Here is a 12,146-nt window from a genome sequence, read left to right on the forward strand (position 1 = left end):
CGGATCGGCTCCGGCTACGTCGGCAAATCCAGCCCGTCCGGCGCTTGAGGACGAGCCCGCAGGGCGACAACCCAGCCCGTCCGGCGCTTGAGGACGAGCCCGCAGGGCGATCGGCGAGGCCCGAGTCGACGGTGCCGCCCTCCTACGGCAAGCCCCCTCCACAAAGACCCCCGTACCCTTGCCCCCGTGCCCCGACGCAAGCCGCACGTTCCGCCCTCGCCCCTCGCCCAGCGTGACGGGATCGACGCGGTGCACCTGAAGCTGCCGCTCGACGGGGGCTGGGGGACCGTGCGGGAGTACCTCGTGGAGCGGCTCCCCGTGGGCCCGGACGTCGTGGAGGCCCTGCTCGCCGCCGGTGAAGTGGTCGGCGTGGACGGCCCGTTGAGCGGCGACAGCCCGTACGCCCCCGGTGCGCACGTCTGGTTCCACCGCCCGCTCGCCCCCGAGCCGCGCGTGCCGTTCGCGCCGCGCGTGCTGTACCGCGACGCGCATCTGCTCATCGTCGACAAGCCGCACTTCCTCGCCACCACCCCGCGCGGCAGCCACATCACCGAGACCGCCCTGGCCAGGCTGCGCCGCGAGCTCGACCTCCCCCTGCTCTCCCCGGCCCACCGCCTGGACCGGCTCACCGCCGGCCTGGTCCTGTTCACCCTGCGCCCCGCCGAACGCGGCGCGTACCAGCGGCTGTTCTCCGAGAAGCGGGTCCACAAGGAGTACGAGGCGATCGCCCCGTACGACCCGGAGCTCCAGCTGCCGCGCACGGTGCGCAGCCGGATCGTGAAGGAGCGCGGGATCATCGCCGCGTACGAGGTGCCGGGCGAGCCCAACAGCGAGAGCCGCGTCGAGCTCCTCGACCACCGCGCACACGGCCCCGGCGCCCCGCTCGCCCGCTACCGGCTGCTCCCCCGCACCGGCCGCACCCACCAGCTGCGCGTGCACATGAACGCGCTCGGCGTGCCGATCCTCGGCGACCCGGTGTACCCGGTCGTCGCCGACCCCGCGCCCGATGACTACTCCCGGCCGCTGCAACTCCTCGCCCGTACGCTGGAGTTCACCGACCCGCTGACCGGCCGCGCGCACCGTTTCGAGAGCGAACGCACCCTGCGGGCGTGGACGGACCACGAGGGCTGGGCCACCGGAACCGCGCACGGCTGACCAAGGCCACACACGGCTGAGGGGCGGCGCGCCTCAAGCACACCCCTCAAGCCCACCGCCCCTCACCACGCCGCGAGAAACCGGCTCAGCCGACCGACGAGTAAGCCACAACTCCCCGAAGCAGCGCGTCGACCGCCTTGCGGGCGTTCTTGCCGACCGTCGTGCCGTCCGCCTGGGACGCCGCCGCGATCTGCCCGAGGACGTCGATGACCTGCTTGCACCAGCGCACGAAGTCGCCCGCGGGCATCTCGGCCTCGCGCAGCACCTCGTCCAGGCCCTTGTCGGACGCCCACATGTACGCCGCCCAGGCGAAGCCGAGGTCGGGCTCGCGCTGGCCGACGCCCTCGGCCTGGCTGATGCGGAACTCCTCCTCCAGGGCGTCGAGGCGGCCCCAGATCCGCACCATCTCACCGAGCGCCACCTTGGCGGGCCCGGCGGGCAGCTTCGGCGCGAGCGCGTCGTCGGCGGCACGCGCCTCGTACACCAACGCCGAGACGCAGGCGGCGAGTTCGGCCGGGTTGAGGCCCTCCCAGACGCCTGCGCGCAGGCACTCGGAGGCCAGGAGGTCCAGCTCGCCGTAGAGCCTTCCGAGGCGGCGGCCGTCGTCGGTGACCTCGTCCCCGCGCAGGTAGTCGAGCTCGGTGAGGAGGGCGACGATGCGGTCGAAGGTGCGGGCGATGGTGTTCGTGCGCCCCTCGATGCGGCGCTCCAGCTGCCGGGTGTCGCGCTTGAGCCGGTGGTACCGCTCGGCCCAGCGGGCGTGGTCCTCGCGTTCGTCGCAGCCGTGGCAGGGGTGGGCGCGCAGCGCGGTGCGCAGGCGGGCGATCTCGCGGTCGTCCGCGGCGGCCGAGCGGCCCTTGCGGTGCTTCTCGGGCCGGATGTGCCCGGCCTTGGTGCGCAGCGCGGAGGCCAGGTCCCGACGGGACTGCGGCGAGCGGGGGTTGAACGACTTGGGGATCCGCATCCGGTCGAGCGCCTCGACCGGCACCGGGAAGTCGATCGACGCGAGCCGCTTGACCTGCCGCTCGGCCGTGAGGACCAGCGGCCGCGGCCCGTCGTGGTACTCGAAGCCGCGGTGGCCGTTGGACCGCCCCGCCGCGAGCCCGGGGTCGAGCACGAGGGCGAGGCCCGCGAACTTGCCGGTGGGGACGTGGATCACGTCGCCCGGCTTGAGCTTCTCCAAGGCGGCGGCCGCGGCCACCCGGCGTTGCGCGGCGCCCTGTTTGGCCAGCTCGGTCTCGCGGTCCTTGAGGTCGCGGCGCAGCCGCGCGTACTCCTCGAAGTCGCCCAAGTGGCAGGTCATGGAGGCTTTGTAGCCCTCAAGGCCCTCTTCGTTGCGCTGCACCTGGCGGGAGATGCCGACCACCGAGCGGTCCGCCTGGAACTGCGCGAAGGACGTTTCGAGCAGCTCGCGCGAGCGGTGCCGACCGAACTGGTGGACCAGGTTCACCGCCATGTTGTACGACGGCTTGAAGCTGGAGCGCAGCGGATACGTACGCGTGCCGGCGAGGCCCGCGAGCTGTTCGGGGTTCATGCCGCGCTGCCAGAGCACGACGGCGTGGCCCTCGATGTCGATGCCGCGACGCCCTGCGCGGCCGGTCAACTGCGTGTACTCACCGGGGGTGATGTCGGCGTGCTGCTCGCCGTTCCACTTGACCAGCTTCTCCAACACCACGGAGCGCGCGGGCATGTTGATGCCGAGGGCGAGCGTCTCGGTGGCGAACACGGCCTTCACCAGGCCGCGTACGAACAGCTCCTCGACGACCTCCTTGAACGTCGGCAGCATGCCCGCGTGGTGGGCGGCGATGCCTCGCTCCAGGGCCTCCAGCCACTCGAAGTAGCCGAGGACGTGCAGGTCTTCGTCGGGAATGGAGGCCGTGCGCTCCTCGACGATCCGGCGGACCTTCTGGCGGCCCTCCTCGTCGTTGAGCCTGAGGCCCGCGTACAGACACTGCTGGACGGCGGCCTCGCAGGCGGCGCGGCTGAAGATGAACGTGATGGCCGGGAGCAGGCCCTCCGAGTCCAGCCTGTCGATGACTTCGGGGCGGCCGGGGGTCCAGATGCGCGACCTGGAGCGCCGCTCCCGCTCCCGGTCGGCCTCCCGGATCCGCTTGCCCTTGCGGCGGTCCCTGCCGTACGAGGGCCGGGAGTCCTCCAGGCGGGCCATCCGCGTGAGGTCCGGGTTGACGGCGCGCTTGCCGGACTCCCGCGACTCCTCGAAGAGGTCGTACATCCGCCGGCCGGCGAGCACGTGCTGGAACAGCGGCACGGGCCGGTGCTCGGAGACGATCACCTCGGTGTCGCCGCGGACGGTGTCCAGCCAGTCGCCGAACTCCTCGGCGTTGGACACCGTGGCCGAGAGGGAGACCAGCGTCACCGACTCGGGGAGGTGGATGATCACTTCCTCCCAGACGGCGCCGCGGAAGCGGTCGGACAGATAGTGCACCTCGTCCATCACCACGTACCCGAGGCCGCGCAGGGCCTGGGAGCCCGCGTACAGCATGTTCCGCAGCACCTCGGTGGTCATGACCACGATGGGGGCGTCGGCGTTGACGCTGTTGTCGCCGGTGAGCAGGCCGACCTTGTCCTGGCCGTAACGGCGGGCCAGATCGGCGTACTTCTGGTTGGAGAGGGCTTTGATGGGCGTGGTGTAGAAGCACTTCTTGCCCTGTCTCAGGGCGAGGTGGACGGCGAACTCGCCGACGATCGTCTTGCCCGAGCCCGTGGGCGCCGCGACGAGCACGCCCTTGCCCGCTTCGAGCGCCTGGCAGGCCTCGATCTGGAAGGGGTCGAGCCCGAAGTCGTACATCTCGCGGAAGGACGCGAGTGCGGTGGCCTGCTCGACAGCCCGCTTGCGTGCTGCCGCGTACCGCTCGGCCGGTGAGAGGTCCTCTGTCATCTTGTCTTCGAGCCTACCCGCCCCCACTGACAGCGTCGCGATCTTTGTTCAGGGTGCAGGTTTCTGACAGCTGCCCTTGCGGGGAGCGGGCCCCGGGGGCCTCAGGGAGCGAGGACGCGGACGGCTCCGGGCACGCACCGCGCGGTCAGCGGCAGCGGACCGAGCGGTTCCCCGTCGGCGTATCCGCTGACGTCCGGCGCCTCGACGCTGATCTTGGCGGCGCGGTGCACGGTGACCTTCGGGTGGTCGAGGTGGGTGCCCCGGTAGACGCGTGGGAAGACCCGCAGCAGCGTGGTGCGTGAGCAGTCGCCGACGACGGTGACGTCGAAGAGCCCGTCGTCGAGCACGGCCCCGGCGCAGATCCGCATGCCGCCCCCGTACGAGCTGCCGTTGCCGACGGCGACGAGGGTGGCGTCGACCTTGAGGACGGGCCCGTCGTCGAGCCGGATGCGGTACGGGACGGGCCGGAACGCGGCGAGTTCGGCGACCATCGCCAGGTCGTACTTGAAGCGTCCGGCGGGCCATCGCATGCGGTTGCCGCGGTCGTTGACGCGGGAGTCGAAGCCGGAGGCGAGCACGGTACCGAACCAGCGCCCGCCGCCTCGTCCTCCGTCGACCCGGCCGAGGTCGACGTCCCGGATGCGCGCGCTCTTCAGGGCCTCGGCGGCGAGCCTGCCTGCGGCGGCGGGGTCGCGTATGGGCAGGCCTAGGGCGCGGGCGAAGTCGTTGCCGGTGCCGACGGCGATCACGCCGAGCGGGGTGCGGGTTTCGGCGACGGCCTGCAGGGCGAGGCCCGCCATGCCGTCGCCGCCGACCGCGATGAGGGCACCGGTGCCTGCGTCGACGGCTTCACGGGCGCGCCGCAGGGCGTCCTCGGGGCCGTTGCCGACGAGGGTGCGTACGGAGAATCCGGCGGCCCGGAGCGCGGCGGCGGCCGGCTGCGCGGCGTGCGCGCCCCGGCCGCGTCCTGCGGTGGGATTGACGAAGAGTGTGATCTCGCTGGTCACTGCGGGCCCCTCCGGACAGTGTGGGGGCAGGACCCTACAAGATCAGGTGACGTCGTCGAAACCGTTCGCCCTGCGGTCGTTGGGCTCGGTGCTCGCCTGCTCGGGCAGGGCGCGCGCGGTCGGCACGGACTCGATGTCGCCGATGGCCTCGGGGGTGAGGTCGAGGTCGGAGGCCTCGTCGTCGGGGAGGGCGGCGTCGGGGTTGTTGCGGGCGCGGCGCTTGTCGTTGAGGAGGGAGATGCCGACGGCCATGAAGAACAGCACGATGATGGGCCCGGAGAGGGCGATCATGCCGACCGGGTCCGTGGTCGGGGTCGCGACGGCGCCGAAGACGAAGACGCCCATGACGACGCCGCGCCACCATCCGGCCATGCGGCGCCCGGTGACGATGCCCGTCAGGTTCATCATGATCAGCAGCAGCGGCAGCTCGAATGCGAGACCGAAGACGAGCACCATGCGGACGGTGAAGTCAAGGACGTCGTCCAGCGCGAGGATGTTCGCGGAGCCCTCGGGCGTGATGCCGAGCAGCACCTTCATGCTCACCGGCAGGACGATGTACGCGAGGTAGGCGCCGGCCGCGAAGAGCGGTACGGCGGCGGCCACGAAGGTGTAGGTGTACTTCTTCTCGCTCTTGTGCAGACCGGGCGCGACGAAGGCCCACAACTGGTAAAGCCAGACCGGACTGGCGACGATCACACCGGCCATGAGGCTGACCTTCACCGTGGTGGTGAACGGCGAGAGCAGCGTGTTGAAGGAGACCACCGCGCAGTTGCCGCCGGTGGACTCACCCAGGCCCCCCTTGCAGCTGGGTACGGGCTCGGTGAGGAACGCCATGAGTTCCCCGCTGTAGAACGCGGCCACCGCCGTGACTACGACGATGGCGAGAATTCCCTTGGTGAGCCGGTTCCGGAGCTCACGCAGATGCTCCGCGAGGGGCATCCGTCCCTCGGGGTCCTTCTCCTGTTGGCGGGCAGACTTGAGCAACCCACGTCCTCATCTCGTGCGGCAGACCTGCTCCGGCCTGCTCCGGATCAGCGCTGCGTCGTACGGTCGGACGGCTCGTTCACCGGGCGCGCGCTGTTCACGTCGCCGGGAGCGGCCTGGATCGTACGGGGAGCGGACTGGTCCGTGCCCGGGTTGGGCGGGTCTGCCGGGGCGTTCTGCTTCTCGTCGCTCTTCATCGCCTTGGCCTCGCTCTTGAGGATGCGGGCCGACTTGCCGAGGGAACGGGCCATGTCGGGCAGCTTCTTCGCACCGAAAAGAAGGACGATGACGAGGATGATCAGAATGATCTCGGTGGGGCCGAGCCTACCCATAGCGTTTACCTTCTTCACCGAGGCGACAGGATCAGGTGCTCGGTGGGCCGGACAGGCATCCGACCACCGCGCTTCACTGCGATCGTAACCCCCTGGAGTAAACGCAGGGCAATCCCCTTGCGTACTCCTGGTTGGCACCGGCGCCCTGGCGTCAGGCCGCTCGTTCGTCCAGCGCCCGCGCCGTGAACACGCCTCCGAGAGGTGCGCTCTAGAGGGCCTCGCGACCCGTCCGCGCCATGTCGGTGGCGGCCCGCTCCAGATCCTCCGCGGCGCGGTTGATCTTCCCCGCGGTGTCGGCGACTTGGGCACCGAGCCGCCTGACCTCCAGGAAGACGCGTACGGCGAGCACACCGAGGACGGCGAGCCCGCAGAACCCCAGGGCGATCGCGATCATGGGCCAGAACATGCGCGCCACCCTAGACCGTGGAGTGCAGCCGCAGGGTCCGCACCCCGCCCCGCGTGAGGAGTTCGACGATCCGCGCCCCGGCGGGCTTGCGGACGGCGGCGTCGCACTCGGGACAGGTGAAGGAGTAGAAGGTCGTACGGCGGCTGGCGCCGATGGCCAACCTGATGGCACCGGCGGCCAGTTGGAAGCGGGCCCGGCAGTCGGGGCAGGCGGCCTTGAACCGCGTGGGGCCGGGCGGCCGCGGGACGACCGGGTCGCCGTGACCCTCTGCAGAACACCGCATACGCTCCGCACTCACGGCGCCGAACGCGGATCTCGCAGACGTATCAGCCCTCGTCGACATGTCGTCCGGCACCCTCAGACCCCCTGCCCGCCGGGGGCCTCGTAGGCGGCCAGCGCCTCCGCCGCCGCGCTGCGCGCGCTCTGCGCCAGGTCCTCGGGCGCGGTGATCCGCCCGTCCGGGCCGAGCCGCAGGGCCAGCCTGCGCAGCGACGTCGGGTCGGGGGTGCGCAGGGTGATCCGCAGTCCGCCGTCGGGCAGTTCCTCGGCGCTGTCGTGCGGGTAGTACTCGGCGACCCAGCGCCCGCCGGGCCCGACCTCGACGACCACCTCCGGGTCGTCGGCGGAGGGCTGCACCAGCGCCTCGGACAGGTCGCGCAGCTCCAGCTCGGGGGGCGCCGCCGGCTCGTCCAGGATGCGGATCTCCGCGACCCGGTCGAGGCGGAAGGTGCGCCGCGCCTCGGAGCGGTAGCACCACGCCTCCATGTACGTGTGGCCGAGCGCGAACAGCCGGATCGGGTCGACCTCGCGCTCGGTCAGCTCGTCGCGCGCGGGCGAGTAGTAGCGCACCCAGAGGCGGCGCCGCTCGGAGATCGCCCGGTCCACCTCGGCGAAGACCCCGCCCTCGGACTCGAAGGTGACCGAGAGCCGGTCGCTCGCCCCGGCCGTCTCGCCCGCCGCGGCCTCCAGCTTGGCGGTGGCGCGGAGCAGCGCCTCCCGGTCGCCCTCGCGCAGCCCCGGCAGCGTGGCCACGGCACGGGCCGCCACGAGCAGCGCGGTCGCCTCGTCCGCGGCGAGTCGGAGTGGGGCTGCGGCCTCGGCCGACAGGGCGGCCGGGTTGTGCCACCAGATCCGCTCACCGTCGGTGTCGATGTCGAGCAGGTCACCGCCCCGGAAGCTGGTCCCGCACAGCGGCAGCACGTCCAGGTCGGAGATCAGCTCGTCCTCGCTGATGCCGAACGCCCGCGCCACATCGGCGATCCGGGCACCGGGGCGCTCGCGCAGATACGTCACCAGGGACAGCATCCTGCGGGTCTGGTCGATCGCGTTCGCGGCCATGATCTGTCCGTCTCCCCCTCAGCCCTTGGCCACGGCACGCAGCCGGTCCACGACGTCCGCCCGCAGCTCCGCGGGTTCGAGCACCACCACGTCGGGCCCGAACTCGACGAGCCAGGCGTCCATGCCGTGCCCGTACGGAATCTCCAACTCGTCCCAGCCGTCGCCCAGTTCGCGTACCGACGTGGCCTTGGCACGCAGCGGATAGCCCGCCCCGGAGCGCAGCCTGAGCTTCGCGGAGCGGTCGGCGATCTCCCCGGCCCAGCTCGCCACGGTCTCCCGTACGGTCACGACATCGGGGACCTCGGCGGTGAACTTCCCTGCCCGGGAACGGACCTTGCCGGTGATCCGGGAGAGCCGGAACAGCCGCTCGGCGCCCCGGTCGCGGTCCCAGCCCGCCAGATACCAGTGACCGCGCCAGCACTCCAGGGCCCACGGCTCCACATGCCGGGCCTCGGGGCGGGCCGCGGTGGCCTTGCGGTAGTCGAAGACGACCGGACGGCGGTCGCGGCAGGCCAGCATCAGCGGCTCGAACGCCGCCTCGTGCACGGGGATCCGCGGTTCGAGCGCACTGTGCGGCTCGTACGGATCGACCTCCTCCGGAAGCCCGGCGGCGCGCAGCTTCTGCAACGCGCCGCTCGCGGCACCGGCGAGGCGGGCCTGCTGCCACACCTTCGCGGCCAGGCCAAGCGCGGCGGCCTCCTCGGCGTCGAGCGTGACGGCCGGAAGGCGGTTGCTGTCGCGGCGGGCCAGGTAGCCGACGTCGCCGTCGATGTTCTCGACGGTCTCGATGACCAGGCCGAGTTCCCGCAGGTCGTCCTTGTCCCGCTCGAACATCCGGTTGAAGGAGTCGTCGGAACCCGCCTCCAGGTACGCCTCGATGGAGCCGCGCAACTCACGCTTGCTCAGCGGCCGCCGGGTCCCCAGGAGGCACAGCGCGAGATTCATCAGCCGCTCTGCCTTGGCAATCGCCATCGACGCCCTCTCCCACCTGCCACGCACGCTGTTCTACGACGGTCGACCGTACCGCTACGGAGGGTCGTGGCAAAGCCGAGGGCCCCATGCCGGCAGGCATGGGGCCCTCGGGCGGAACCCGGATCAGACCGCGACCAGGTCGCAGACGAAGATCAGCGTCTCGCCGGGGGCGATCCGGCCGCCGCCCGCGCCCTTGTCCCCGTACGCCAGGTGCGGCGGGATGACCAGCTGACGGCGACCGCCGACCTTCATGCCCTGCACACCCTGGTCCCAGCCGGCGATGACCTGGCCGGCACCGAGCTGGAACGCGAGCGGGTTGCCGCGGTTCCAGCTCGCGTCGAACTCCTCACCACTGGAGAAGGAGACGCCGACGTAGTGGACCTGGACGGTGTCGCCCGCCTTGGCCTCGGGGCCGTCGCCCTCCCAGATGTCCTTGATCTCCAGGTCCGCCGGGGGCTCGCCGCCGGGGAAGTCGACCTCGGGCTTGTCGATGCTCACGTGTATTGCTCCTGCTTCTTCGAATGTGCAGCGGGGACAGTCTTACATTTCCGCGGGACCGGCCGGACTCACATCTTCGCGATGATGTCGACCGAGAAGACCAGCGTCGAGTTGGCGGGAATACCCTGCTGCTCCTTGTCGCCGTACCCCAGGTCCGGCGGCACCACGATGAGCACCCGGCTGCCGACCTTCTTGCCCGTCAGCCCCTGCGACCAGCCCTTGACGACCCCCGCCAGCTGGAACTGCGCGAGCTGCGAGCGCTTGTACGTGGAGTCGAACTCCTTGCCGCCGTCCCACAGCACGCCCTTGTACTGCACGAGCACGGTGTCCGAGGCCTTCAGCGCCGCGCCGTCGCCCTCGATCACATAGTTCGACACGAGCTTCTTCGGGGCGTCCTTCTTCGGCACGTCGAGGGACGGCGCCTTGCCGTCGGTGTTCGTGCCCACCTTCGGCAGGTCGATGTTGTCCTGCGCGACGTCCTTGCCCTTCGCGGAGCTCTTCGCACCGAACGAACCCACGATGTCCACGACGAAGACCAGGGTGTCGGTGCCCTTGATGCCCGCCTGCTCGTTGCCCTGCTCGCCGTACCCGAGCGCCGGCGGAATGCCCAGCTCGACGCGGCTGCCCACCTTCTTGCCGACCAGACCCTGGTCCCAGCCCGGAATGACCTGGCCGACACCGATCGGGAAGATCGCCGGCGTACCGCGGTCGTAGGAGTTGTCGAAGACCTTCGCCGAGGTCCAGATCTGCCCCAGATAGTCGGCCTGCAGATAGTCACCCTTGGCGACCTCCGCGTCCTTGCCCTCGATCAGCACCTTCACCGCGAGGTCCTTCGACGGATCGCCCGAACCCTTCGCGACCGTCGGCTTCGTACCGAACTTGTCGCCCTTGGTGATCCGGGGCAGCGGCCCGTCCACGATCTTCGCGGCGTCCGCCGAGTTGGAAGCACCGTCCGTGGCCTTTGACTTGGACTTGTCGGCCTTGTCGTCGCCGCAGCCGGCGAGCGTCAACAGTCCGGCGGGAACGGCGAGAAGCAGCGAGCGTCGGCGCACTGGGGGCCTCATCATCGATAGATCTGGTGTGGGGTGCGCGCAACTCTACGACGTGAGAAGGGCGCCGTACGAGAAACGTACGGCGCCCCGCGTTGCGTTCCCGGCCTGATGAGCCCCCGGAACAGCCGCGATTCATCACATTCCGGCGATCAGCTTCTCCACCCGGTCGTCCACCGAACGGAACGGGTCCTTGCACAACACCGTGCGCTGCGCCTGATCGTTGAGCTTCAGATGCACCCAGTCCACCGTGAAGTCCCGCCGCTGCTCCTGCGCCCGGCGAATGAAATCACCGCGCAGCCGCGCCCTGGTGGTCTGCGGAGGCACCGACTTGCCCTCGAAGATCTTCAAGTCGTTGCAGATACGCGCCGCTTGCCCCTTCTTCTCCAGCAGGTAGTACAACCCGCGACGCCGGTGGATGTCGTGGTAGGCGAGGTCTATCTGCGCGACCCGCGGATGCGACATGGTCATGTTGTGCTTGGCGCGGTACCGCTCGATGAGCTTGTACTTCATGACCCAGTCGATCTCGGTGTCGATCTTGTCCAGGTCCTCCTGCTCGATCGCGTCGAGCGTACGGCCCCACAGCTCCAGGACCCGCTCCACGGTGCCCGTACGAATACCGCGGCGCTCGCAGAAGTCCACGGCCTTCTCGTAGTACTCGCGCTGCACTTCAAGGGCCGAGGCCTCCCGGCCGCTGGCCAGCCGCACCTTGCGGCGCCCCGTGGTGTCGTGGCTGACCTCGCGGATGGCCCGGATCGGGTTCTCCAGGGTCAGGTCCCGCATCACCGTGCCCGCCTCGATCATGCGGAGCACCAGGTCGGTCGCGCCGACCTTCAACAGCATCGTGGTCTCCGACATGTTGGAGTCGCCGACGATGACATGCAGGCGCCGATAACGCTCGGCGTCCGCGTGCGGCTCGTCCCGGGTGTTGATGATCGGGCGGGAACGCGTCGTCGCGGAACTGACGCCCTCCCAGATGTGCTCGGCACGCTGACTCACGCAGTACACCGCACCGCGCGGCGTCTGCAGCACCTTGCCCGCCCCGCACAGCAACTGCCGCGTGACGAGGAACGGAATGAGAATGTCGGCAAGCCGGGAGAACTCCCCGTGCCTGGCCACCAGATAGTTCTCGTGGCAGCCGTAGGAGTTGCCCGCGGAATCGGTGTTGTTCTTGAACAGATAGACGTCGCCCGCGATTCCTTCCTCGTGCAGGCGACGCTCGGCGTCGACGAGCAGGCCCTCGAGAATGCGCTCGCCCGCCTTGTCGTGGGTGACCAGCTCGGTCACGTTGTCACATTCGGGCGTTGCATATTCCGGATGTGAACCCACGTCGAGATACAGGCGGGCGCCGTTCCGCAGGAAGACATTGCTGCTGCGGCCCCATGACACGACTCGGCGGAAGAGGTAGCGCGCCACTTCGTCAGGCGACAGACGGCGCTGTCCCCTGAACGTGCACGTGACGCCGTACTCGTTCTCCAGCCCGAAAATGCGGCGGTCCATGACTGA

The 12,146-nt window shown here is 70.3% G+C and carries 12 protein-coding genes; 1 reads left to right on the forward strand and 11 read right to left on the reverse strand.

The window, feature by feature from the left end; genetic code table 11:
• The first annotated feature begins 186 nt into the window (after window positions 1-186).
• Window positions 187-1,155 (forward strand): RluA family pseudouridine synthase, encoded by a 969-nt coding sequence (locus QIT00_RS09790; protein WP_282534768.1) that lies wholly within the window; start codon window positions 187-189, stop codon window positions 1,153-1,155.
• Window positions 1,156-1,240: 85 nt separating this feature from the next.
• Here QIT00_RS09790 and QIT00_RS09795 read toward each other — a convergent pair whose 3' ends face one another.
• The 11 genes from QIT00_RS09795 to pafA all read right to left on the reverse strand — a co-directional run bounded on the left by QIT00_RS09795 (window position 1,241) and on the right by pafA (window position 12,140).
• Entirely contained in the window at window positions 1,241-4,054 is a 2,814-nt protein-coding gene (locus QIT00_RS09795; RefSeq protein WP_282534769.1) for a DEAD/DEAH box helicase, read from the reverse strand.
• A 101-nt stretch (window positions 4,055-4,155) separates the two neighbouring features.
• Window positions 4,156-5,061, reverse strand: a complete 906-nt coding sequence (locus QIT00_RS09800) for a diacylglycerol kinase (protein ID WP_282534770.1) — start codon at window positions 5,059-5,061, stop codon at window positions 4,156-4,158.
• A 42-nt stretch (window positions 5,062-5,103) separates the two neighbouring features.
• Window positions 5,104-6,000: a twin-arginine translocase subunit TatC gene (tatC, locus tag QIT00_RS09805; RefSeq protein WP_282534930.1), complete on the reverse strand. Its 897-nt coding sequence runs from the start codon at window positions 5,998-6,000 to the stop codon at window positions 5,104-5,106.
• A 92-nt stretch (window positions 6,001-6,092) separates the two neighbouring features.
• Window positions 6,093-6,377: a Sec-independent protein translocase subunit TatA gene (gene tatA / locus QIT00_RS09810; RefSeq protein WP_282534771.1), complete on the reverse strand. Its 285-nt coding sequence runs from the start codon at window positions 6,375-6,377 to the stop codon at window positions 6,093-6,095.
• 208 nt (window positions 6,378-6,585) lie between these two features.
• Window positions 6,586-6,783, reverse strand: coding sequence for a hypothetical protein (locus tag QIT00_RS09815; RefSeq protein WP_282534772.1), 198 nt, complete (start codon window positions 6,781-6,783; stop codon window positions 6,586-6,588).
• Between the two features lie 10 nt (window positions 6,784-6,793).
• Entirely contained in the window at window positions 6,794-7,066 is a 273-nt protein-coding gene (locus QIT00_RS09820; RefSeq protein ID WP_282534773.1) for a hypothetical protein, read from the reverse strand.
• Window positions 7,067-7,140: 74 nt separating this feature from the next.
• On the reverse strand, window positions 7,141-8,121 hold the full coding sequence (locus QIT00_RS09825; RefSeq protein WP_282534774.1) for a helix-turn-helix transcriptional regulator: 981 nt from the start codon (window positions 8,119-8,121) through the stop codon (window positions 7,141-7,143).
• Window positions 8,122-8,139: 18 nt separating this feature from the next.
• Window positions 8,140-9,093 carry a helix-turn-helix transcriptional regulator gene (locus QIT00_RS09830; RefSeq protein ID WP_282534775.1) on the reverse strand — a complete coding sequence of 318 codons (954 nt, stop codon included), beginning with the start codon at window positions 9,091-9,093 and terminating at the stop codon, window positions 8,140-8,142.
• A 123-nt stretch (window positions 9,094-9,216) separates the two neighbouring features.
• The gene (locus QIT00_RS09835; protein WP_282534776.1) at window positions 9,217-9,591 is read right to left on the reverse strand and encodes an FKBP-type peptidyl-prolyl cis-trans isomerase; all 375 of its coding nucleotides are present in this window, start codon (window positions 9,589-9,591) and stop codon (window positions 9,217-9,219) included.
• A gap of 68 nt (window positions 9,592-9,659) precedes the next feature.
• Window positions 9,660-10,643 carry an FKBP-type peptidyl-prolyl cis-trans isomerase gene (locus QIT00_RS09840; RefSeq protein ID WP_282534777.1) on the reverse strand — a complete coding sequence of 328 codons (984 nt, stop codon included), beginning with the start codon at window positions 10,641-10,643 and terminating at the stop codon, window positions 9,660-9,662.
• A 135-nt stretch (window positions 10,644-10,778) separates the two neighbouring features.
• On the reverse strand, window positions 10,779-12,140 hold the full coding sequence (pafA, locus tag QIT00_RS09845; RefSeq protein ID WP_282534778.1) for a Pup--protein ligase: 1,362 nt from the start codon (window positions 12,138-12,140) through the stop codon (window positions 10,779-10,781).
• Window positions 12,141-12,146 lie beyond the last annotated feature (6 nt).

Origin of the sequence: Streptomyces luteolus, assembly GCF_029968015.1 — a bacterium.
Lineage (GTDB): Bacteria > Actinomycetota > Actinomycetes > Streptomycetales > Streptomycetaceae > Streptomyces > Streptomyces luteolus.